Raw genomic sequence first — 23,985 nt, forward strand, 5'->3', positions numbered from 1 at the left:
AATGTAGTTGAAAATGACAATAAACGCCTGATGTTGTGATTGTCGGATATTTCCCCATCAGGGCTGGGCTGTCAGCAGCCTGCGTATTGCCGGCGTACACGCTATTTCACCAGGGTTGAAAAACTGCTCATGGTGTTGCTCTACTTCATCGAGATCATACTGGTAGTTGACGAGTATCCCCGCCGACTGCTCAAGACCTTTACTCGAGGTGTCACCCAGCCAGTTGAGCCCGGCAATGCTGGCGCCATTCCCCAAATGGAAGCTGGCAACCGGGTCCAGTGGGGCTTTTTCGCGTTTTTCGAGTAACAGGTAGTGTGCGCACAGGCGCATCAGGAGGACTTTCAATGCTTCGTCACTGCTGTGCAGGTGCCACCCGGGGGTATCCAGTGCAATCAGCTTACTGCGTTCGTCCTCTGATATAACTTTTTGAGATTCATCAAATCGTATGGTGTTCAACCATTTCATGAACCCCGGGACAGGCGACAGCGTAGCGAAGTGTTGTAATTGTGGTAGTTCCTGCTTCAGTTGCATTACCACCTGCTTGATCAGAAAATTCCCGAAGCTGATACCGCGAAGGCCATTCTGGCAATTGCTGATGGAATAGAAGATGGCTGTGTTGAGGCTCTGCTGGTCAACCTCGCCATCGTGAGGCGCGAGAATGGCCTGAACTGAGCGGGATACGGCAGGTACCAAGGCCACCTCAACGAAAATCAGTGGCTCCTCGGGCAAGGCGGGATGAAAAAAGCCGAAGCAGCGCCGGTCGGTTGCATCCAGGCGCCGGCGCAGGTCATCCCAGCCCTGCATTTCATGTACGGCTTCGTATTCGATAAGTTTCTCGAGAATGATCGCGGGGGAGTGCCAGTCCATGGTCTTGAGCTTGAGAAAACCGGGGTTGAACCAGGAGCTCAGCAGGTGTTGGAGGTCGTCATCCACTGCGCTCAGGGCGTCGTCGTCGGTCATGATCTGGAGCAGGTCCTCGCGCATGGAGACCACAGTGCGAGTGCCGGAAGGGGCCATGTTGATACGACGGAACAATGTCTGCCTGGGGGATTCTATGGCCCTGGCGAGTGAACGGTAGGCACTGAGGCTGTGGCTGTCCCGATAAGCTTCCGCACACTGATGGATAAGCTCCGGGTCAGGATTATAGTCATCTGCAAGGGTATGGAAAAATGCGGTTTTTTGCTCCGGGTCGAGAGTACTGTAGGCGCGTGCGACTTCATCTGCCAGCGCAATACCCAGGGCCTCGCCCTTGTTCGAATAGAGTTGTTTGCACAGCGCCGCGATACCCTCCTTTTCCTGCGGAGAACGTCGCATTAGGTGTTTGCCGGCGGCGGCGACTGAATTGAGCCAGCGGTTGATAACCATAGGGTACCTTGAGTAAAAGCGGGAGGTGCCTTATATGGTACGTGGTGGCCCTGTTACCGGCTATACCGCTTTCGGGGAATTCCCTGTGAGTCGGGCTGGTGTGTTACAGGTTCAGGCGGGTGATCAGCTTGTCTCGCAGGCTGAATTTCTGGACTTTGGTAGCGGACATAGGCCACTCAGTAACAAATTCCACGTAACGGGGAACCTTGAAAGAGGAAATCCGGCCCTTGCAGAAATCCATGATCTGCTGGTCATTGCAGGCGGCACCGGGGTTCAGCTCTACGAACACAGCGACCACTTCCTCCAGCCTGGGGTCCGGTACACCCACGGCCTGGACAAATTTCACAGCCGGGTGGGTTGACAGGAAGGATTCAATTTCGAGTGCCGACACATTCTCTCCACCTACCTTGAAAGTATCCTTCAGGCGCCCTCGATAGCTTATCCTACCATGCTCATCAAGTGAGCAGATGTCACCCGTACGAAACCAGCCATCGGCAGTGAATGCCTCTCTGGTAGCCTTTGGCGCCTTGTAATAGCCGCGAAAGACGCTGTACCCGCTGATCTGCAATTCACCGGCTGCCGCTGCAGGTAGTTCGCAACCTGTCGATGGATCGACGATTCTTACCAGGGTACCAGGGAGAGGCGTTCCTATTACCTGCGCCCGGGTGGCATCATCGTCTTCCGGGTTACTGTAGCAGGACAGCCCGGTGCCCTCAGTGAGGCCGTAGGCACTGACATGCAGGGTTTTGGGCAACAGTTTCATATTGGCCAGCAAACGTTCCGGTGGAGCAACATTGTTGATGAGCCTGATCTGTGCGGGATCGAGTTGGGCAAACAGAGGGTGGGTGACCAGATCGGACATGATGGTGGGAAAGGCCGGATACAGTACCGACGCTCGCTCACCCAGAATTTGCTCCCAGGCGGCGCCCGCTTCAAAGTGCGTATCAGTGAGGTAGCAGCTTCCCACTGAAAATGATGCCAGCATCGGCATGATCGAAGCCAGATGGAAAAGGGGCAGGGGATTCCATTGCCGGTCCTCTTCCTGGAACAGGAGGCGGTCGGCTATGGTGAAGGCCTTTCGGGTAACCATCTCATGGCTGAGGGGGCATCCCTTGGGGTTGGCGGTCGTGCCCGAGGTGTACATCATCAGGCAGGACTGATCCAGCGGCAGCGATGCCCTCCGCGCATTCGCCGCTGAGATGCTGACCCGGGTCCCGGATGCCATGAGTTCTGTCTCGGCGACGAACAGGCCATTATCGGGCGGCGTTTCGGTCCCCGTGGTTATGATGGCAGTCAACAGGGGCGCTTCCGGCAGTGACGGTGCTGCGCCGCCGGCCTGCAATTGCGGGTATATTTCGCAGAGCAGGCCAATATAGTCTGCGGGCTGGTTGTCGCCGGTTCCAGCTATAAGGGTAGTAATATCAGCGTTGCCCAACACGTAGGCCAGTTCATGGGCTTTATAACGGGCATTGATCATCACCGCCACGGCCCCCGAGAGTGCCGTGGCAAATAACCACTCGACAGCCTCCGGACAATTGGACATCAAAATGCCAACATGGTCATTCACGCCGACATCCAGCCCCTGCAGCAGGCGCGCCTTGTCAAATGCTGCCTGGTAGAGCTCGCCGTAGCTTAGCCGGGTATCGGCAAAGACCAGGGCGGTGTTATCCGGCCAATGCTGCGCGCTGCGCAACAAAAAATCTCCCAGGGTCGTCGCGTTGACAGGCGTTACGGCCATGAAATCTCCTTCAGGGGGCTTTGGCCATGGCATTGATTTTCTGGGTGTCGTGATAGAACGGCTGGATCTCCACGATTCGCCCTTCCCGCAGGCGCCAGATTTCGGCTATGGGCATGCGGAATGATTCTCCAGAAGCCTTGCTTTTGCCGGTCATGGTGGCCAGTACCACTACGCTGTCGCCATCGGCGAGATACTCCTGAACGGTTACCGCAGTTTCCGCAAAAGTGGTGAATACTTGCCGTACGAGACGACTGAAGCCATCAAAACCGGTCACAATGCCACCGAACGGTAGCGAATCCGCCTCAATCACCCGAACATCGGGATGCAATAGTTGTTTTGTGGTGGCCGTGTCGCCGGCCTGCGCGGCCTCGAGAAATTGCTTCACAACAGCTTTGTTAAATGTGCTCATTCAGTGCCCTGGTGCAGGTCCGGTTATTAGAAAGATCGCGGCATGCCATAGCTTTCAGCAATCATGTTCTTGGCCATTTCGTTACTGATCGGGCCTATGCGCAGAAGCCGCGAATCCCGCCAATAGCGCTGCATGTCGGTCTCTGCCGAATAACCCATGCCGCCGAGAATCTGGATGCCAAGATCCGCCGCCTTGCTGGCGTGTTCGGAGCAGAATACCTTGGCCATACTGGACTCTATAGCGCTGGGCTTGTCTTCAGCCTGTAGTTTCGCGGTATGTAATACCAGTAATTCGCCCTGTTTTTGCCACATTGCCATATCCGCCAGGTAATGCTGCAGGATCTGGAACTGGCCAATGGGCTGGCCAAAGGCGTGGCGGCTCTGCATGTAATCCACGGCATCTTCAAGTACGCCATCGAGCATGCCCAGGCAGGTGGCTGCATTCACCAGGCGCTCATTGTTCAGGGTTTTGGTTGACTGGTACCAGCCGCGGTTTGGCTCCCCCAGTAGTAACTCGTCACTGACAAAGACCTTGTCCATTACCACGGTGCAGGAGCTCATGGCGCGCATGCCCAGTTTGGCCATGGGTGTGATGCTGATACCCTCGCTGTGGCGGGGTACGAAGAAGATGGAAATACCATCACTGCGCTTGGTGACAGTGGTATCGGTGCGAGCCATGACCAGCAGGTAATCTGCAACGTCGGCCCCGGTACTCCAGATTTTCTCACCATTCAGCAGCCAGCCGCCGTCGACCTTTTCGGCTTTTGTTTTCATGCCGCCAAGGAGGTCAGTGCCACCGCCGGCTTCGGTAAAGCTCATTGCGGTTTTCAGTTCGCCACTGGCGATAGGGGGTAGGAACTTCTGCTTCTGGGCCTCTGAGCCGCAGCAGTTTATGGCCTTGGTTCCCGAGAACGAGGTTACTCCCCACACCCAGCTCAGGCCCGCGGCCGTGCGCGAAAACTCGCGTGCGAACAACGCCTGGTTGACGATGCTGCCGCCCTGGCCGCCGTACTCTTCCGGCACACCGATACCGTGTGCGCCGAAAGCGACCAGCTTGTCCCAGAGCTCATGGGGAAACTGGTGTTCCCGGGTCTCAAGTTCCCGACACCAGTCCTTGGGGCATTCCTTATCGGCCCATTTGCGGGTGACGTCAACGAATAACTGGTCTTCTTCGCTTAATTCCATGGTGATAGCTGCCTTTCTACTATTGGGATAATTCAGCCTGACATCCTATTTAAATAAAGTTCAAATATCCAGCTATTTAAATAAAGGCAAGCTTGCGGAGCTGGCCATACAGGAAGGTAGCCTGAGCGCAAAGCAGCTGATGTGTTACTCGGGGGACAAGGGATCTCGCAGAGCGTCTTTTCAGCCGGGACTTTTCTCCGCAGCGGCTACATAGTCCCACGCTTTTGCTACTGAATCCGGGTTCAGTGAGATGGAGTCAATACCACAGCCTACCAGGAACTCGCTGAATTCGGGATGATCCGAGGGTGCCTGGCCGCAGATGCCGACCTTGCGTTTGTACTTATGTGCAACCCGTATCACCTCTGCAATCGCGCGTTTCACCGCTTCATCGCGGGCATCGAACAGTTCTTTTAACAGGGACGAATCCCGGTCAATACCCAATATCAGTTGGGTCAGGTCGTTGCTGCCGATGGAGAACCCATCGAAACGCCGGGCGAACTCATCGGCGAGAATGATATTGGAGGGTATTTCACACATGACGTAGATCTGCAGCCCGCGTTCACCGCGGATCAGTCCGGCCTCGGCCATTGTTTCAAGTACTTTATCCGCTTCTCCGGGCGTACGGCAGAATGGGATCATCACAATGATATTGTCAAAACCCATTGCCTCTCGTGCCTGGCGGATGGCCTGGCATTCCAGCTGGAAACCCTCGCGATAGAGAGGATGGTAGTAGCGCGAGGCGCCGCGAAAACCCAGCATTGGGTTTTCTTCTTGATGCTCAAAATACTTTCCGCCAAGTAGCCCTCGATACTCGTTGGACTTGAAATCCGACATCCGCACGATAACCGGCCGCGGGTACTGTGAGGCGGCGATTTTTGCCACTGAGCGGGCCAGGGTCTGGACAAAATAATCGGTGGGCTGTTCAAACTCTGCGGTGAGCTCGCTTATCTTTTTGGCGACATCCTTGTCGGTGACCTTCTCCGGGTTGATTAGCGCCATGGGGTGCACCCGGATCTGGCTGGAAATAATAAATTCGATGCGGGTCAGGCCGATACCTGCAACCGGCAGTTGCCACCACTGTAGAGCGCCGTCGGGCAGTGCGGCATTGATCATCAGTTCGGTGCGTGTGTCAGGCAGGTCCGCCAGGCTTATGGTTTCCTTTTCAAAATCCAGCAGGCCCTCATAGATCCTGCCGGTAGCGCCCTCTGCGCCGGAGATGGTGATTTCCATGTCCTTGTGCAGGACATCCAGGGCATTGCCGCAGCCCACGACCGCGGGCTTTTTGAGTTCCCGGCTGACTATGGCGGCGTGGCTGGTGGTGCCGCCACTATTGGTGACGATGCCGGCAGCCCGGCGCATGATCGGTACCCAGTCCGGGTCCGTGCGCTCGGTAACCAGGATGGCATTTTCCGGAAAATGCTCCACGTCACCGGGTTCGTGGACTATGCATACGGGTCCGCTGGCAATGGCGCTGCCCACACTGGCCCCTTCCGCCAATATCTTGCCGCTCTCGTTCAGCTTGTAGCTGACCATTACGTCTCGATCCTTTTGGGATTCGATGGTTTCGGGGCGAGCCTGCAGGATAAAGAGCTGGCCGTCACCGTCCCGGGCCCATTCGATATCCATGGGCCGCTGGTAGTGGCGCTCTATGGCCAGTGCCCAGCGCGACAACTGTAATACTTCGGCGTCGCTTAGCACCCGCCGACGCTGTTCTTCGGCAGTAGTATCTACGGTGATTGTTGCGGCCCCGCGGGAGGATTTCTTTTTATGGTCGTCGGGCCCCGTGTAACGCATTTTATAGAGCTTGGTGCCAATGGTACTTTCTATGACAGGGGCGAGATCAGGGTTATCCAGGAATGGTTTATAGGCCATATAACGATCGGGGTTCACCGAGCCCTTGACCACTGTTTCACCCAGGCCCCAGGCCGCATTGATCAACACCACATCGGGAAAGCCGCTCTCGGTATCCAGGGTAAACATGACGCCCGCAGCACTGGCTTCGACCATTTGCTGGACGCCAACCGACAGCGCGACCTGCTCGTGGGGGAAGTGATTTTCCTCGCGATAGGCGATGGCGCGGTCGGTATAGAGCGAGGCATAGCATTCGCGGCAGGCTTCGAGCAGGGCATCCCCACCACGTATGTTCAGGAAGCTCTCCTGTTGGCCGGCAAAACTGGCCTGGGGCAGGTCTTCCGCCGTGGCGGAGCTGCGCACGGCAACCGGCATGTCCGGTATTTTGGCGTGGTCACACAGTTGCTGGTAGGAACGTACGATCTGGTCGCGTTGGCTCGGAGAAAATTCGCCCTCCCGGATGAGTGTGCGGATGTTATCGCCGGTCTTGGCCAGCGATTGCTTGCGAGCGTCCAGCTTCGCCAGCTGCTTTCGCATCGGCTCCAGAATCTCGTTGTCGGCCAGATAGTCGCGAAAGGCCTGGGCGGTGGTAGCGAAACCGTAGGGTACGGCGACACCCTGTTGCTCCAGTTGCTGGTACATTTCACCCAGGCTGGCATTCTTGCCGCCGACGGCTTCAATATTTTCCAGACCCAGCTCGTCGAACCACTTGATTGCGGTATCTGCTGTCATCAATGCTTTCCTTCTGCCATGCCCTTTGGCAAGCGTAGCGGAACGGGCTCAGGGCTGCTTGCTGGAGATCAATTTTTCCGGCGCGGTTTGCGCATTACGGTGTGGAGCATTCGAGCACTTTAAAATACCATGGCAGGTTAGAATCCAGGGGCTGCTTGCCTCTTTCGACGTTATTGACAGGTAATTGCATGACACCCACCGATACGAATCTCCCCGGCGCACGTCCGGTACGCGCATATGTGCTCTCTTTTCAGTGTCCGGACCAGCTCGGGGTGGTAGCGCAGTATTCGCAACTGTTTCTCGAAGTGGGTGCGTTTATCACCGAAATTTCCAACTACAGTGACCCTGTCAGTAATACATTTCACCTGCGTTGCGTGTTCGATGACCGCGCCATGACAGTGGACTTTATGGAGTTTCAGCGGCGTTTCACGGCTGTGGCCGAGGCGCTGGGCATGCATTACCAGTTACGCCCGACGGATGAGCTGCCGCGGGTGCTGGTCGCAGTATCCCGCTACGACCACTGTCTTAACGTGCTGTTAAATAAATGGAAGTCCGGCGCGCTGCCCGCCCGGATAGTGGGGGTGGTCAGTAACCACACTGATTGCCGCGGCCTGGTGGAGTGGTATGGCTTGCCCTTTCACTACTTGCCCGTAAACGCGGAAACCAAGCCGCAACAGGAAGCGGGGATTCTGGCGGTGATGCAGGCACACCAGGTTGAACTGTTGGTGCTGGCCCGCTATATGCAAATTCTCTCCGATGACCTGTGCCGGCAGCTGGCGGGACGGGCCATCAATATTCACCACTCATTTTTACCGGGCTTCAAGGGGGCCAGGCCTTACCACCAGGCCTACGACCGTGGGGTGAAAGTGATCGGTGCGACGGCTCACTACGTGACAGCGGATCTGGATGAGGGGCCCATTATCGCCCAGGAAGTGCGTGCTATCGATCACCAGGTATCAGTTGAGCAGATGGTGCACCTGGGGCATGACACCGAGGCCACGGCACTGTCCCAGGCGGTACGACTGCATTGTGAGCAACGTGTGCAGATTAATGGCCAGCGGACGGTAATCCTGTAACAGGCTACTGAATGCGAAAGTGCCCCGGGTTTGCCGTGGTCGCAAATCGGATTGACTGCGGTACACTTGATTCGCGGGAACAAATCATTTCATTTTTGAGAGGCTGAGTCTGTGCGACGTTTTCTTTTTAGGGCCATGCTGGGGTTTGCCATCTTGTTGTGGCTGATGTCCCTGGTGGGTTGGTGGTATCTCTCGTCTGACAGTGTAGAAAAGCCCGAACTGGCGGGGAGCCTTCAGCCCGGGCAGCTGGTGCACGACAAACTTCCCAGGCGCTGGCTGGCCTGGGTACCCGCCACGCTGTCTGCACCTGCACCAGTGGTCATTGTATTACACGGGTCGCTTGGATCTGCCGAGCAAATGATGGAGGCCACTCATTACGGGTTTAATGTCCTCGCCGAGCGCGATGGTTTTATCGCGGTCTACCCGAATGGCATCGACAGGCACTGGAACGATTGTCGCGCCAGCGCAGATTATGCCGCCAACAAATACAATGTCGATGATGTGGGATTTCTGGCAGCCATGCTGGATATGCTGGCAGCGGACCACACCATCGATCGCAATCGGGTTTATGTCACCGGTCTCTCCAACGGTGGCCATATGGCATATCGGCTTGCGCTGGAGGCGCCGGAGCTTATTGCCGGTATCGCGCCGATTGCAGCAAGCCTGCCGGTAACGGAGAACCTGGGTTGTGAAAGCACAGGCGTCGCCATGCCGACACTGATTATCAATGGCACAGCCGATTCCGTTAATCCCTACGAGGGCGGCCTGGTCACAGTGCTGGGCAACGCCAGCCGCGGTGCGGTGCGTTCCAGCGTGGACACCGCACGCTACTGGGCGTCATTGGCGGGCCATGGCGATGACGGCGAATTGCACGACTGGCTGCAGCGAGAAGCGGATGCCGTGACGTCTGTCACCAGCACTCACTGGCGGGCACCCGGGCGTGCGCCGGTAGTGCTGGTAACCGTGGAGAACGGTGGCCATACCATACCTCACCCTACCCATCGACAGCCGCGATTGCTGGGAACAACCAGCAACGAATTCGATGCTATCGAGCTGATCTGGTCTTTCTTCGCCAGTGGCGGGATGGAGATCCCCGGGGCTGCAGGCAGGCCAACAGCAGGCAACTGATGGCACACTGTTAAAGCAAACGGGAGCTTCTAAAACTGGTAGCGCAGCTTGACCCAGCTCTGGCGCCCGGGCTCGTTAACCCGGACGGCGTCGGGATAGAACGGATCCGCGTTGCCGGCGTTGACATGATAGGCATAATTGCGATCGAACAGGTTTTCGACCCCGGCTTCCACGATCAGGTCGGTATTGACGTTCCAGTGGCCGTAAAGGTGAAGGACACCGAAACCGGCAGTCGGTTCATCCACGTCAATTGCCGGGTTGAAGTGAGTCTGTCGCGCCGAACCCACCCATTCAGCCCCGATCCCCCAGGTGCCCTGTCGGTAATCCAGGTTCAGACGGGCTTCCAGCGGGGCAATTTGTGCAAGATCGCCGTTATCGCCTGTCCCGCGGGTCCAGGACAGGCCCAGGCGGGCTTCCAGGGCGTCGGTGATGTGCAGTGAGCCGTCCAGTTCAGTGCCATAGAGGGTCGCACCACTGTTGCGATACAAATCGGCATTGCCGTCCTGGTAACGTTCGATATAGTCGGCCACTTCGTCAACAAATACCGTTGCAGTCCAGTCCAGCGCTCCCTGGCTGCGCATCAAAGTGAGGTCCAGCTGGTGATGGATTTCCGCTGCCAGTTCGGGGTCTCCCACCCAGAATGCGCCACCGGCACGGCGCGCAATCCATTGCTCGCTGGCATCGGGAGTACGTACTGAACGGCTGAGGTTCACACTGAATAGCATGTTGTTGGCAAAAGTCCGGTCCCAGCCCACCACAGCGCTGACTCCCATGTCGTCCTGGTCGCCGGCGGCGCTGCCATAAAACTCCCGGTACAGGGTGGCGGGTGTCGCGCTACCCATCATACCTGTGCTGATGGTGGCATCGGCGGCGCGCGATTCAAAGGTATCCAGGCGCAGGCCAAGGCGCAGTGTGTCCCGCGCATTTATACGGCGGTCAAGTTCGGCAAATAAGCCCGTCTGGCGCTGGCGTACATCCGGCCATATCCGCGCAACCAGCATGTCGTAGCTACCATCCGTGCCCCGGTCCATATACAGGTTGGCGCCGCGGTCATTGGCGCGGTGGTCCAGCCCGAAGCGCCATTCATGGTCATCCCTGAGCAGGATCGCCAGGACACGGCCGCCCCAGGTATCGGATGTGGAAGGTGCGGCCATGCCATCGGCCACGGTATTGCGGTTGCGCACTGTGTAATTGTCCATCAGATGATCCACATCGCTGCGGTAGAGCGTGACCTCCAGTTCGTCGACCGGTCCAAGTTGTCGCTGCCGCCACTTGACGGTTGTGCTGGCGGAGTCCGCGTAAACGGCGTCCATGCCATTGCCGGCATACCAGATATCCTCTTCCGAGGCGCGTTCGTGATTGATTTCGAGCGTCGAGCGGGGATTGATATCAATAGCGGCAACCAGGCCGATAGTCTCGGAATCAAAAGCCGAGGCGACCGGGTTACCATTACCGTCCCGATAGTTCCCTGAGCGCTTACGAGCGCCAAACAGGCGCAGGTAACCACGGTCATTGCCGGCTGCCAGGTCTGCTCCCAGGTTCTTCAGATCCGAATTGCCGGTGTAACCGCTGGTTATGGAGCCGGTAAAACCCGCCGCGGACAGCTCCGGCCGGCGGTGCTCGAACAGCAGGGTGCCGCCACTGCCACCCGCGCCGTAGATAACTGACCGGTGACCCTTGATGACGGACACTGAATCAAAACTGTCGACACCGATATAAGTGCTGGGTGGATCCATCCGCCCGGGGCAGGCACCATAGCTAAAGGCGCCGTTGGCGATAATATTGAGGTTTGCCTGGCTTTGGCCGCGGATAATCGGGTCAAAACCGCGCCCGCCCCTGCGCAGGGCAGTCATGCCGGTCACCGAGCGCAGTAATTCTCCGGCGTCGTGAGTTGGGCGGGTAACGGGCGCTTCGCTGGACAGTTCATCGCGTGACAGTGATTTGGCGGTGACTTCCACCAGTTCAATAGCCAGGCTGTGGTCGATTTCCGGACCGGATGAGGCGGTCGCAAGCGAAGTTGCCGCGAGAGTGAGTGACGCCAGTATAACGATTCTGCAATCCATAATGCCCGCTCGGTGGTTGTGAATACCGGCCGCATTATAGAGATGCGAAGCCCGCCCGGGATGTGGCATATTGGCGCACCCCGGGTGTTCGGTTTCGATGAATAAAAATAGAGGTTAATTATCATGCATATCGGTTTCAGCTTCATGAACACGCCGTTTGATCCGGATCCCCGTGATCTGGCGCGATCACTGGAAGAACGCGGCTTCGAGTCACTCTGGACCGGGGAGCACAGCCACATTCCGGTGTCGCGCAAGACGCCCTATCCCGGGGGCGATGAATTGCCCGAAGCCTACAAGTTAATGGGCGATCCCTATATCACCCTGATGGCGGCTGCATCGGTTACTTCCACCCTGAAACTGGGCACCGGCATTGCCCTGTTGATGGAACGTGAGCTGTTTTCCCAGGCGAAAACCATCGCCAGCCTGGATAGACTGAGCGGCGGTCGGTTGATGATCGGTACCGGTGTTGGCTGGAATGAAGAGGAGTTTGCCAATACCACGCAGCAACCCTGGCACAAGCGTTACGGCGTGATGCGCGAGACGGTGGCCGCTACCCGCGCGCTATGGCGGGACGATGAAGCCGGTTTTCACGGTGACTATATTGATTTCGACCCGGTCTGGTGTAATCCCAAGCCCGCTCAGCTGGGCGGTCCGCCGGTTATCTTCGGGGCGATGGGACCGCTGGGTGTGAAACACGCGGCGCAATGGGCAGACGGCTGGATGCCGGTGGATGTGGCGATGGGGGATGTCGGCGAAGCCATTACCGCATTCCGGCAACAGGTTGCCGGCAATGGCCGCGACCCGCAGCAGGTGCCGATAACACTGCAGACCCTGGTCACGCCGGACCTGGATACCCTGCGCCACTACCGCGATATGGGCGTCGAGCGCGTGGTGATAGGGGTGGCGGTGGATATGTGGGATCAGCCGGAGAAAATCATGCCACTGATCGACCGGTTTGCCGCCCTGATCCCGCAAATAAACAGCTGACTGGTACGGGCATGAGCTCGCCCGGGCTTACCGGGCGCGAGCCGGGTAGTCCAGGGCGAAGCCCACCAGTGTGCGCACCCCCACGATCAATGCATCCTCGTCCGCATCAAACAGCGGTGAGTGATTGGAGGGGCGCTGCGCCCGGGGTACGTCCGGATCGCCGACACCCAGCATGAGGAACAGGCCGGGTATTTCCTGCTGATAGTAAGAGAAATCCTCAGCGCCGGTAATCAGGTTTCCCTCAACGACGCGTCCCTCGCCGGCAGCTCGCACCAGGGTGGGCATCATTTCCCGCAGCAGTTGCGGGTCATTACCGGTTACCGGTGTACCGCCACCCAGGGTAACCGAGGCGCTGGCGCCATTGGCTTCGGCAATGCCGGTTACGGTAGCGCGCAGGCGTTCGTGCAGACGGTCCCGTTCACCCATGTCAAAGGTGCGGATAGTACCCGCCATCTTGACTTCCTCAGGGATAATGTTGCCCCGTATACCGCCCTGGATGCTGCCGATGGTGATAACCGCAGGGCCGCGGGTAATGTCTACATGGCGCCCCGGAATACCCTGGAGCGCGCTCAGAATCTGGCCGGCGACATAAATCGGGTCCACTCCCAGCCAGGGTGAGGAACCGTGGGTCTGGCGACCGGTGACGGTAATATCCAGACTGTCCGAGGCCGCCATGAAGCTGCCGCTGCGGTACACCAGGGAACCGCTGTCATCGGGCCAGACATGCAGGCCGATGATGGCCTCGGGTGCATCCGGTCCGGCCAGGACGCCTTCCTTGATCATCATCGAGGCGCCGCCTTCCTCATCCCCGGGTGGGCCCTCTTCAGCGGGCTGAAAAATAAATTTTACCGTGCCCGCCAGGTGCTCCCGGTTTTGTGCCAGTACTTCTGCCGCTCCCATCAACATGGCAACGTGGGTGTCGTGTCCACAGGCATGCATTACCGGCACGTCCTTACCCAGGTATTCGCCACGGGCCTTCGAGGCAAAGGGAAGCCCGGTCTGCTCCAGTACCGGCAGCGCATCCATGTCGGCGCGCAGGGCAATAACCGGACCCGGTTTGCCGCCTTTGAGGGTGCCTACAACGCCGGTGTGGGCAACACCGGTAATCACTTCATCAAATTCGAGGCTGCGCAAGTGGGCAGCGACCTTGTCGGCTGTACGGAATTCGCGGTTGGATAATTCCGGGTTGGCGTGCAGGTCACGACGCCAGTCTATGACCTTGGGTTCTATGGCGTGCAATGCCGCTTCAAGGTCGGGCCTGTCGGCGGCATGGATGGGCGCTGTGCAGAAAACGGCGAGGGCTGGTACGAGCAGCCATTGGGTAGGGCGCATAGTGTCTCTCCTGTCAGTTTTCCGAGTGTAGCGCCCTTGCTCGCCCAGGACTAGCACGAGCACTGCCGGCCACCCCTAACGATTATACCGGTCATATCGGTCATATCGGTCATATCGGTCATGCCGGTCATGCCGGTCATATCGGTCATGCCGGTCATGTCTACCCCAGCGGTCTCGGCGGTCCCGCCGGTCGTGTCGATCATAGCAGGCGGCGCCGTTGTGCTCGTGGAAGAGGCTGTGGGAGATTGCCGACCCTATCAGTATTGCCCCCAGGTAGGCAGCGGGGTTGTCGCGCTGACGGTGACGGCGATTTTCCCTATGTAGCCTGTCACGATAGTGTGAACCCGACTGGAAGCCCTTGTGGCGTGACTGCTGGTAATGTTTGCCGGCGTGTTTGTCGTGCTTGACACGCCAGTGCTTATTATCGGCCAGGGCGGTGCCGGCGCCTGTAGCCAGTACCAGGGCAAAAAGTGCAGTTATCAGTGATTTAAACATTACAACGCTCCTGCATTTGAATGACGGTCGATCAATTACAGGTTACGGTGCATTGCCTGAACGCACGCTGAACAGAATCATGCTCTCTGTCTGCCCTGATTCAGCGCCCGTTCAGTAATAGCGCTGTATCCTGTGTTACCCAACTGTCGCGGAGCGACCAGTGATAGCGGTATCATCGCTAATATGCGCATCTGTTTTCTGCCCGATTAGTAGCAACGAACCAATAGCAAAGGAGCATCATGCGGACTCTGTCTCTGGCCACCCGGGTTGTTACGCTGTTATTGCTCGCCGGCAGTATCGCGGGCCCTGGAGCTATGGAGGTATGGGCACAGCGGGACTCTTCCACGCAACAACAGCCTCGTTTGTCCGCAGCAGAGGCCGCGGCCCGTGCCCAGGCTCGATACGGTGGTGAAGTGCTGAGTGTGACGCCGCAAGGAGCCGCCTGGCGGGTTCGCCTGTTGCTGGAATCGGGTCGGGTCATCACTGTGACGGTCAGGGATTAAGCCATGCGCATGCTGGTTGTTGAGGACGATATGCAGCTGCGCAAACAGCTGGTGCAGCACTTCCAGGATCAGGGTTGGGTCGTGGCGGAAGCGGGTACCGGTGCCGACGCCCGTTACCTTGTTGAGCAATATCCGTGTGACCTGGCAGTGGTCGATCTCGGTTTGCCGGATATCTCCGGAATTGCGCTCATAACGGCCTGGCGAGAAAGCGGCTGTGACTTTCCGGTGCTGATTCTCACGGCGCGAGCAGACTGGCAGGACAAGGTCCGGGGCCTGGAAGCCGGTGCCGATGACTATGTCACCAAGCCTTTCTATCTGGAGGAAGTCGCGGCCCGGGTAGATGCCCTGGTGCGGCGAGTATCCGGTCGCAGTACAGCGCAGATTGATTATGGTGTTATCGGTATCGACTTTAGTGCCCGAAGCGTGAGCCGCCACGGCGTCCCTGTGGAATTAACCAGTTATGAATACAATACATTGGCCTATCTCGCCCACCGGGCGGGCATGATTGTCTCCAAGAGCGAGCTTACCGAGCACCTTTATGATCAGGATCACGACCGCGACAGCAATGTACTTGAGGTCTTTGTCGGACGCCTGCGCCGCAAACTGGATCCGGAGGGGAACCTGCAGCCGATTGTGACAGTACGCGGTGCCGGCTATCGTTTTGTGTTGCAGCCGGTAGGCGGATGAGACCCCGGCTAAACTCCCTCGCCGCGCGGCTGCTGCTGGCCAGCGCCCTGTTATTGCCCTTATTCCTGGGGACAACCGGGGCCTATCTGGAGCGCAGCCATCGTCTGAGTATTGAAGCCGCGCAGGCAGAGCGCCTGCAATTACAGTTGCGTGCATTGTTGGCACAGGCCGAATTTGAAGATGCACTGGAGTTGCCACAGAGGCTCATTGAAGGCCGGCTCGCGCAGGTCAATTCGGGCATCTACGCGTTTGTGACCGATGCTACAGGTGCGCCGCAGTGGGTATCGCCCTCAGCCCTGCAGCTTGATCCCGCAGCAGTACTGGCGGGGATTCCACCACTGGCATCCGGCGGCCAGGATATATCCCGCTTTCAGGATCTGCAGCGGGCGTCTTTACAGGTACTATGGCAAACCGACCGCGGTGCCGAAGTGCCGCTGCGTTTTACTGTGCTTGAAACCACAGCGCCCATCGAGGCCGAGGTGTCGCAATATCGACGTCGCCTGTTGTTGTGGCTTGGGGGCTCCGGACTGTTGCTGTTGGGTTGCCAGGTGGCCATTCTGGTCTGGGGTTTGCGCCCGTTGCGCGAACTGGCTGCCGATATCGGTCGCATTGAATCCGGTGCGTCCACTTCTCTGGAGCGGGTTTATCCCCGCGAGGTCCGGGACCTTACCGGGAATCTCAATACCTTGCTCAAGGGTGAGGAGCAACGTCGGGAGCGGGTACGTAACACCATGGCCGACCTCGCCCATAGCCTTAAAACGCCCCTGGCGGTAATACGCAGCGCCAACCCCGATCAGGCCGATTACCCCGCGCTGGTTGGTGAACAGACCGATCGCATGGAACAGATTGTAGCCTGGCAATTACAGCGCACTGCCAGTGGCAGTCACCGTTTGCTGCAGCGGGTGCCAGTGGCTCCGGTAGCGCAACGTTTACGCGATAGCCTGGCCAAGGTCTACTCCCTGCAGGCCCCCGTTATTGAGCTACAGGTTGAATCGGGCTGCCACTTCCGCGGTGACGAGCGTGACCTGTTGGAGATTATGGGCAACCTGATGGACAATGCCTGCAAGTATGGTGGCAATCATGTTCGAATCAGAGCCGAAGGCGCCGGCGACCTTACTATCACCATTGAAGATAATGGCCCGGGGGTTGCGCCGGCATTGCGGGCCGCTATCCTGGAGCGCGGTTTCCGCGCCGACAGTCGCGGTGGGGGACATGGGTTGGGGCTGTCAGTGGCGGCAGATATTGCGGCCAGTTACCAAGGTCGTTTGAGCATAGACAGCAGTGAACTCGGTGGTGCGCTGATCCGTGTGCAGTTTGCACAACCAGGATGACAGCAACCACTACAATCGCTACAAGACCCATAAGGGAGCACACGTTATGAAGCTGATACACGTTCTGACAAAACTATGGCCACAGGCGGGCTTGCTGTTCTTACTGGCGCTGTGCACGGGTGCCGCGATGGCTCAGGCCACTGACGTAAATACACCGTATCCGCAGGTCCGGGTGATGGGGGAGGGTACCGCGAGCCTGGCGCCGGATCTGGCGTTACTCGAATTGACGGTGACTCGGGAGGCGGATACCGCGAGCGAGGCGCTGTCCGCCAACTCGACAGCCATGCAGGAAGTATTGCGGGCCATGCGCGAGGAGGGTATTGCCGAGCGGGATCTGCAAACCGCCCAATTCTCCATCCAGCCGCGTTATCACCACTCTCCCCGCAAACCTTCCGGGGAACAGGAACCGCCGCAAATCGTAGGTTACAGGGTGAGTAACACCCTGTCCGTGCGGGTACGGAATATCGACAGGGTGGGTGCCATTCTCGACCGGTCCGTGGCGCTGGGAGTGAATGAGGGCGGCAATATCCAGTTCGGTAATGACGACCCAACCGCAGCACTTGCGCAGGCGCGTACCGAGGCGGTGACCGATGCAATAAACCGGGCCGAAACCCTGACGGCAGCGGCCGGAGTGAAACTGGGGAAGATTCTGGAGATTTCCGAGCAGTCATTGCAGCCGCGTCCCATGCCCATGGCGCGGGCCGAGATGATGAGGTCGGTTGCCGATACGGCAGTGCCGGTGGCGGGCGGTGAAAACACCTATCGCGTGCAGGTGAACATGGTTCTGGCCATCGAACAATGAGCTGAACCGATGGCCACTGAAAACCCCCTGACACATCCTCATCTACGGTTGCCTTTGCGTTACCTGCCTCATATGCGCCATCCCGATGTGTTGACTATGGGGCTGGCGCCGCTCTCCGGCGCACGTTGGATAGAGCCGGATGTCGCCTCCGGTGAATATCATTTACATAAGCTTCGCCAGCGAGAACGTCTGGGCGACAACGTTTATCAGGCACTGCCCGACTCAATGGCCGCGCAGCGCGAACTTGCAGGTCTGCTGGCGGCGCATTTACTGAACGACCACAGTGAGCACTACCGCCAGTACCATGATCAACTGGAGTGCATTAGCGGTAACTTTATAGTGCCGCTGGACACCTCTGCCAATCTCTGGAGGAGCTCGCTGTGGATTGCAGATGACCTGGTGATCATGGAGCCGCAAGACGACAACTACGTGCTCACGGCGGCCAGCCTGTGTAGCCCCAGTCACTGGCGCCTGGAGGAAAAGTTCGGCCAGACGTTAACTGCTATTCATCAGGCTATTCCCGGTTTTAGCAGGGAACTGGAGCCAAAAGTGACGCGGTTTTTTGCTCACTTGCGTGTGGGTAGCCCGGTGACGCGATTTAACTGGAGCCTGCAACCCGATACCGCACTATGCCAGCGCCCGGGTGAACAGGATCCGGCAGTGACAGGAGAGCCCGGGCTTTGTTACCGCGTTGAGAGACAGTCCTTGCGACGCTTGCCTGTAACTGGTGCCATTGTTTTTACCATTCGTGTGTACCTGCATCCATTGGGCGACCTGCTTGCGGTGCCGGGTGCGCTGACGCAGCTGTTGGCGGCAATTGATAACTGCCCGCGGGCGATCTACGAGTACAAGGGTTTTGACGGCATGGAACGGCTACTGCAACCCTGGCGGGAGCGGGCCGGCAGAGTCGATAGCGAAGCTTTTCAACAGTGACGGACCTGAGCCTGTGGCAATATCTGGTTATTGCGCTGCTGTTCGTGTGGGGCGGTTTTGTGCGTTCCGGACTGGGGTTTGGCGGTGCGGTACTCACCTTGCCGTTCCTGTTGATGGTACACAACGCACCCCTGGTATACCTGCCGATTATTTCGGTACACCTGCTCGTGTTCTCGGGCCTCACCATTGCCCAGGCACATTTTCGTGCGCGCCGTAGCCAGAATCAGCCTGCTACGGTAGTGCAGACAACGGTAAACTGGCGATTCCTGCGCTATGCGCTGGCACTCATGCTGATCCCTAAATTGATCGGTGTGGCGGGGGTGATTACATTACCGGCAACAGTGATAAGCAGCTTTATTTTCGTGGTGGTGGCTGTGTATGCCATGACCTATATCCTGCAGCGACCGTTCAAAAGTAACAGTCGTAGCCTGGATGCCTTTTTCATGATGCTTGGCGGTTATGTCAGCGGCACCTCCCTGATCGCCGCGCCGCTAATTGTGCCGGTAGCGGCCAGTCGCGTGGCTCGCCACGAATTGCGTGACACACTGTTTGTGCTCTGGTTCGTCCTGGTCGCGATAAAACTGACCGCCTTTGCCTGGACGGGGATTGACCTGCAGTGGCAGCACCACATCTGGCTATTGCCCTGCGCCGCAATCGGTCACGTCATGGGGCTGCGCTTTCACGATTACACCCTGCGTGCGGATACCGGGTTCTTCTTCCGGATCCTGGGCGTCGGCTTGCTCGCGGTCAGTCTTGCGGGGCTGGGTCGCATGCTCTTTCAAGTGCTTACGACCTAGCCAGGGGCCCAGGCTGCTGGCTGTTTACTCCGGATTTTGTGGCTTCGGCTTTTTGGGTTTTGGCTTGCCGGGCTTCTTTTGTGCCCCGGCGGGCTTGGGGAACAGGGTTCCCGGCAGTTGCTTGCCGTCAAACCGCGCGATATTGAGGCGCTGGCCGCTCACCCAGACCGAGCGCAGGTGGCTGAAGATCTCGGCGGGCATGCCCTCCGGCAGATCCACGGTGCTGTAGTCATCATGAATGATGATGCGGCCAATGTGCTCGCTATCGATGTCAGCCTCATTGGCAATGGCACCGACGATATTGCCGGGCTTGACGCCATGCTGGTGTCCCACCTCAATCCGGTAACGCTCCATACCCTTGCCGGGTTCGGTATCACGCTGGGTGGATGGGCCAGGCCTGGCGCCGGAGGCTTCGCTTGCCGGGCGCTCGCGACGTGGTTTTTCTTCGCGCTCGCGTTTCGCGGGTGCTGACTGGGTTTTTGCAGTTTTTGTGGAGGCAGTCGGGCTGCGCTCAGTCGGGCTGCCGGCAACAGCTGGGCTGCGAGTGTCGCTCTGAGCCAGAATTACCAGGGCAGCGGCGATATCTACAATGGGAACGCCATATTCCTGCTGGTACTCGGTGACAAGGCGCCGACCATTGTCCAGGTCGCGGGTATCCAGAGTCGAGGTGATCTGTTGCTTGAAGCGGTCGCTGCGACGGTTGCTTACTTCCTGGGGAGTGGGCAGTTCCATCGGTTTTATGACATTACCGGTGGCCTTTTCGATAGCCCGCAACAACCTGCGTTCGCGATTGGCGGCAAACAGTATGGCCTGGCCAGTGCGCCCGGCACGACCGGTACGGCCAATACGGTGCACATACGACTCGATATCGTGCGGAATGTCGTAGTTGATTACATGGCTGATGCGCTCTACGTCGAGACCGCGCGCCGCGACATCGGTGGCGACCAGGATATCCAGTTGCCCCTTTTTGAGCCGGTCAACGGTTTTTTCGCGCTGTTGTTGGGGAATGTCACCGTTCAGCGGTGCGGCAGAGTAGCCTCGCGCCGCAAGCTTTTCCGCCAGTTCTGCGGTGGCGATGCGGGTGCGGACAAAAATGATGACGGCATCAAAGTCTTCCATTTCCAGAATACGGGTCAGGGCGTCCAGCTTGTGCAGGCCGGCCATCATCCACACGCGCTGGATAATGGACTCATTGGCCATGGATTTGACCTGGATCATCACTTCCTGGGGATCGGTCAGATGTTGCTGGGCGATGCGGCGTATTGCCTGTGGCATGGTCGCTGAAAAGAGGGCTGTCTGGCGTGTTTTGGGGGTTTTCTCCAGAATCCAGTCAACGTCGTCGATGAAGCCCATACGCAGCATTTCGTCGGCTTCATCCAGAACCAGTGTCTGCAGCTTTGACAGATCCAGTGATCCGCGTCGCATATGGTCCATCACGCGCCCGGGGGTTCCCACAATGACATGTACACCCCGTTCAATCTGGCGCAGCTGGCCCCGGTAGTCGGAGCCGCCGTAGATGGGAACCACGTGGAATCCGGGCAGGTGGCTGGCATATTTCTGGAATGCTTCCGCCACCTGGATGGCGAGCTCCCTGGTAGGTGTCAGCACCATGACCTGCGGTAGCCTGGTGGCCGGATTCAGTTTGGCGAGCAAAGGCAGGGCAAAGGCGGCAGTTTTACCGGTGCCGGTTTGCGCCTGTCCTACCAGGTCCCTGCCTGCCAGTAGGGGCGGTATTGTGCGTGCCTGGATGGCTGAAGGGGTTTCGTAACCGACTTCCGCAAGTGCGCGAAGAAGGAAATCAGGCAGGTTAAGATCCGCGAAACTGGTCGCGTCAGGAGACTCGGCGGTCATGGGGTACCTTGGGGGGTGATGCGGGAAATGGGGGCATAGTATACAGGCTTCCGCGCACTGTACAAATAGCGGTGTGGGTGAATATACCGCTTTGCTACCGTTTTCAGCTTGCCAGGGAGCCGGCCGATGTTGCGTAAGTGTCGGCGCGGATCGCGTGAATCTGCTCAAGGAAGTATCCCGGAACCAGCAGCGGACGTAACTCATCGGCAGTCACCGGCTTGCTGAACAGGTAGCCCTGTATTACCTCGGCTCCGTGTTCCGTCAGGAAGTGAAACTGCTCATGCGTTTCAACGCCTTCTGCCACCAGCTCCAGCTTCATGGAGCGCCCCATGGCAATAATCGCAACCACCAGGCTGGCATCGTTATCGCTCTTGTCGAAGTCGATCACAAAACTGCGGTCGATTTTGAGTTCATCCAGTGGAAAGCGGCTGAGATAGCTCAGCGACGAGTAACCGGTGCCAAAATCGTCGATCGACAGGCGCAGCCCCATTGCCTTGAGTTCCTGCAGTGCTCTTACCGTGGAGTGGCTGTCTTCCATCATTATGCTCTCGGTCAACTCGAGCTCAAGAGCCGAAGCGGGCAACCCGGTCTCTTCGAGAATGTTCTTTACCGTTGCACAAAACTGCGTAGTGAACTGCAGCGCGGATACGTTGACAGCCACTTTGTCCAGTGACAGTCCCTCCTTGCGAAATTCCACCATCTGTCGACAGGCTTCACGCAGGCCCCATGTGCCCAGTTCACTGATCAGGCCCAGTTCCTCCGCGACCGGAATAAATTTAAAGGGCGGGATCATGCCCTTTTCCGGATGCTGCCAGCGTAGCAACGCCTCTATACCTATTATGGTTCCGGTACGGGTATCCACCTGGGGTTGGTAGTGGAACAGTAATTCGTTCCGCTCAAGCGCCCTGCGCAGGTCGGTTTCCAGCTGCAGGCGATCCACCCCGGTACTGTCCATATCACTGTTGTAGAACAGGAAGGTATTTTTGCCGGCCGCCTTGGCGTGGTACATGGCCGTATCCGCGGCCTTTAGCAGGCCTTCCATATCAGTGGCATCGTTTGGCGCTACCGCAATGCCGATGCTGGGCGTAACGACCAGTTCATGGCCGTCAATTTCCATCGGCTTCAACAATGATGTCAGCAAACGTTGCGCGACTATGGTGACAGCATCAACATTCTCTATCTGGTTCAGCACCACGGTGAATTCATCGCCCCCTAGCCGGGACACGTCAATTCGCGATTCCGGGTCCGCGTAATGAGCGACCACATCGCTTTCTCGCACGCAGCTGGCCAGGCGATGTGCGACTTCCTTGAGCAGTGCGTCGCCCGCGCTGTGTCCAAGCGAATCATTGATTCGTTTAAAGTTATCAAGGTCCAGGAACATCAACGCCAGAATCTGTTTGTTGCGTTTGGCGAGACGCAACAGTAAATCGAGTTGTTCGGTGAACAGGCGCCGGTTGGGCAGCGACGTAAGGCTGTCAAAGTAAGCCATTTTTCGCAATCGGTCCTTGGTCTCGGTTACCTGTGTTACCGCAAGGTCAAGCTCTTGATTGCGTTGCGACAATTGGGCGGTGCGTTCCTCGACTTTCATGCTGAGCAACTGATGGTCTACGCCTATCCGTGTTTTATACGTGTTCAGCCCTCCAATGATTGCATTGAGTACGCCGGCTATCTCCTTCACTTCGCCAGAGCCGTCAATGGTGATGGATTTCTTCAGGTTACCGGCGGCGACCTCATCCGCCATTCGCGCAAGTGCCGACAGTGGGGCGGTGAGTCGCTGTGTGTACAGGTTGATGAAGAAAGTTGATATAACTATCAGTGCCAGCGCGATCCCGGCCATGGTGGCAAGTACAAGCAGCACTTGCAGCAGGAGTTGGCTATTGCTGATTCCCGCGTGGACATAGCCAACGATATAGCGACTGCTTGCAGGCCGTACCAGCGCACGCCCGAAATCCTCCCGGACCAGGTTCTTCCCGGTGGGGTTGATCATCGAGAACACAGGCACTGATAGGTTGAGGATTCGCTCGCCCCCTGTCAGGGTTGCCAGGAGTGCGCTGGTGGCGGGAGCGGTACCGGTGGAATGGGAACTGAAGTTGGTGTCGACGGCGGACGTATCCGCACCGCGCACGGTGGCAAAGGTCGGCGCTTCGTCTGCGGTGCCTGCATGGCGCTCACGCTGGGCGAGCAAGCCGCCGTCTGCGCTATGCACGCGGATAAAACTGAGGGCAGGTGATAGCCCGAGAAAGCGAGTGAGTGCGGCGTCTACCTGCGGGCGGTCGCGCAGATGAATGTCAGCCGCCAGCTGGGTATGGCCTTCAATGTCTGCTACCACGCTGTCCAGTAGTGATATCCGCTGGTCGCGGTATTCGCGAATCGCCAGACCACTGAGCGCTAGCGTGCTGCCAACCAGCGCGACCAGGAAAAATACCAGAACGATGCGACGAGCGACGCTCATGCTGCGAGGCTCCATTGATGGAATTCAGTCGCAGAGGGCTGTTCCGGAGGCAAGCGGCGCGCAGATCTGATGAAATTCCGGGGGCTTGAGTCTCTGGAGGCCCGGAAAATCAGCGGACAGGGCAGATACCCAACGCTAAAAGCCCTGAGAAACCCGAAACCTTCCTGTCTTGTTCTATCCATGCCATGACCTGATGCTCTCGGGTAGCAAAGGTACGTTATTTACCCTGCCTACGGCAATGGGCAACCGCGCAAAGGATTTGCTTCCTG

Annotated in this window: 19 protein-coding genes; 9 read left to right on the forward strand and 10 right to left on the reverse strand. The window is 58.0% G+C overall.

What is annotated here, in order from left to right; translation table 11 throughout:
- Positions 1-57 precede the first annotated feature (57 nt).
- From CWI75_RS13160 to ppsA, 5 genes are all read right to left on the reverse strand, one after another.
- Positions 58-1,314, reverse strand: coding sequence for a malonyl-CoA decarboxylase (locus CWI75_RS13160; protein ID WP_241521215.1), 1,257 nt, complete (start codon positions 1,312-1,314; stop codon positions 58-60).
- A gap of 154 nt (positions 1,315-1,468) precedes the next feature.
- Positions 1,469-3,103 carry a class I adenylate-forming enzyme family protein gene (locus CWI75_RS13165; RefSeq protein WP_162300080.1) on the reverse strand — a complete coding sequence of 545 codons (1,635 nt, stop codon included), beginning with the start codon at positions 3,101-3,103 and terminating at the stop codon, positions 1,469-1,471.
- A gap of 10 nt (positions 3,104-3,113) precedes the next feature.
- Entirely contained in the window at positions 3,114-3,512 is a 399-nt protein-coding gene (locus CWI75_RS13170; protein WP_101521963.1) for a nuclear transport factor 2 family protein, read from the reverse strand.
- 26 nt (positions 3,513-3,538) lie between these two features.
- A complete protein-coding gene (locus CWI75_RS13175; RefSeq protein WP_241521216.1) occupies positions 3,539-4,696 on the reverse strand; it encodes an acyl-CoA dehydrogenase family protein in 1,158 nt (385 codons plus the stop codon).
- A 180-nt stretch (positions 4,697-4,876) separates the two neighbouring features.
- The gene (ppsA, locus tag CWI75_RS13180; protein WP_101521965.1) at positions 4,877-7,279 is read right to left on the reverse strand and encodes a phosphoenolpyruvate synthase; all 2,403 of its coding nucleotides are present in this window, start codon (positions 7,277-7,279) and stop codon (positions 4,877-4,879) included.
- Between the two features lie 188 nt (positions 7,280-7,467).
- Here ppsA and purU point away from each other — a divergent pair, with 188 nt between their 5' ends.
- Together purU and CWI75_RS13190 are read left to right on the forward strand one after the other, a co-directional pair.
- On the forward strand, positions 7,468-8,355 hold the full coding sequence (gene purU, locus CWI75_RS13185) for a formyltetrahydrofolate deformylase (protein WP_101521966.1): 888 nt from the start codon (positions 7,468-7,470) through the stop codon (positions 8,353-8,355).
- A 111-nt stretch (positions 8,356-8,466) separates the two neighbouring features.
- Entirely contained in the window at positions 8,467-9,483 is a 1,017-nt protein-coding gene (locus tag CWI75_RS13190; protein ID WP_146003596.1) for a CE1 family esterase, read from the forward strand.
- Between the two features lie 29 nt (positions 9,484-9,512).
- Here CWI75_RS13190 and CWI75_RS13195 read toward each other — a convergent pair whose 3' ends face one another.
- Complete coding sequence (locus CWI75_RS13195; protein WP_162300081.1) at positions 9,513-11,546, reverse strand: TonB-dependent receptor domain-containing protein; 2,034 nt, start codon at positions 11,544-11,546, stop codon at positions 9,513-9,515.
- Positions 11,547-11,669: 123 nt separating this feature from the next.
- Here CWI75_RS13195 and CWI75_RS13200 point away from each other — a divergent pair, with 123 nt between their 5' ends.
- Entirely contained in the window at positions 11,670-12,533 is an 864-nt protein-coding gene (locus CWI75_RS13200) for an LLM class F420-dependent oxidoreductase (RefSeq protein WP_101521969.1), read from the forward strand.
- A gap of 27 nt (positions 12,534-12,560) precedes the next feature.
- On the opposite strand, the gene CWI75_RS13205 is transcribed toward CWI75_RS13200, so the two are convergent.
- Both CWI75_RS13205 and CWI75_RS13210 read right to left on the reverse strand, forming a co-directional pair.
- Entirely contained in the window at positions 12,561-13,865 is a 1,305-nt protein-coding gene (locus CWI75_RS13205) for an amidohydrolase (protein ID WP_101521970.1), read from the reverse strand.
- A gap of 75 nt (positions 13,866-13,940) precedes the next feature.
- A complete protein-coding gene (locus CWI75_RS13210) occupies positions 13,941-14,360 on the reverse strand; it encodes a hypothetical protein (protein ID WP_101521971.1) in 420 nt (139 codons plus the stop codon).
- 239 nt (positions 14,361-14,599) lie between these two features.
- Here CWI75_RS13210 and CWI75_RS13215 point away from each other — a divergent pair, with 239 nt between their 5' ends.
- The 6 genes from CWI75_RS13215 to CWI75_RS13240 are packed head-to-tail and all read left to right on the forward strand — an operon-like array spanning position 14,600 to position 19,413.
- Positions 14,600-14,863, forward strand: coding sequence for a hypothetical protein (locus tag CWI75_RS13215; RefSeq protein WP_101521972.1), 264 nt, complete (start codon positions 14,600-14,602; stop codon positions 14,861-14,863).
- Positions 14,864-14,866: 3 nt separating this feature from the next.
- A complete protein-coding gene (locus tag CWI75_RS13220; RefSeq protein WP_101521973.1) occupies positions 14,867-15,550 on the forward strand; it encodes a response regulator transcription factor in 684 nt (227 codons plus the stop codon).
- The gene (locus CWI75_RS13225) at positions 15,547-16,881 is read left to right on the forward strand and encodes an ATP-binding protein (RefSeq protein ID WP_101521974.1); all 1,335 of its coding nucleotides are present in this window, start codon (positions 15,547-15,549) and stop codon (positions 16,879-16,881) included. The genes CWI75_RS13220 and CWI75_RS13225 overlap by 4 nt, the downstream gene beginning before the upstream one ends.
- Positions 16,882-16,927: 46 nt before the next feature.
- Complete coding sequence (locus CWI75_RS13230) at positions 16,928-17,683, forward strand: SIMPL domain-containing protein (RefSeq protein WP_101521975.1); 756 nt, start codon at positions 16,928-16,930, stop codon at positions 17,681-17,683.
- Positions 17,684-17,692: 9 nt separating this feature from the next.
- The gene (locus CWI75_RS13235) at positions 17,693-18,616 is read left to right on the forward strand and encodes a heme-dependent oxidative N-demethylase family protein (RefSeq protein ID WP_101521976.1); all 924 of its coding nucleotides are present in this window, start codon (positions 17,693-17,695) and stop codon (positions 18,614-18,616) included.
- Positions 18,613-19,413, forward strand: a complete 801-nt coding sequence (locus CWI75_RS13240) for a sulfite exporter TauE/SafE family protein (protein WP_101521977.1) — start codon at positions 18,613-18,615, stop codon at positions 19,411-19,413. Before CWI75_RS13235 ends, CWI75_RS13240 begins: the two co-directional genes overlap by 4 nt.
- Positions 19,414-19,437: 24 nt before the next feature.
- Here CWI75_RS13240 and CWI75_RS13245 read toward each other — a convergent pair whose 3' ends face one another.
- Both CWI75_RS13245 and CWI75_RS13250 read right to left on the reverse strand, forming a co-directional pair.
- Positions 19,438-21,264, reverse strand: a complete 1,827-nt coding sequence (locus CWI75_RS13245) for a DEAD/DEAH box helicase (protein ID WP_101521978.1) — start codon at positions 21,262-21,264, stop codon at positions 19,438-19,440.
- A gap of 103 nt (positions 21,265-21,367) precedes the next feature.
- Positions 21,368-23,716: a putative bifunctional diguanylate cyclase/phosphodiesterase gene (locus CWI75_RS13250; RefSeq protein ID WP_162300082.1), complete on the reverse strand. Its 2,349-nt coding sequence runs from the start codon at positions 23,714-23,716 to the stop codon at positions 21,368-21,370.
- Positions 23,717-23,985 lie beyond the last annotated feature (269 nt).

Origin of the sequence: Kineobactrum sediminis (genome assembly GCF_002868715.1) — a bacterium.
Classification (GTDB): Bacteria; Pseudomonadota; Gammaproteobacteria; order Pseudomonadales; family Halieaceae; genus Kineobactrum; species Kineobactrum sediminis.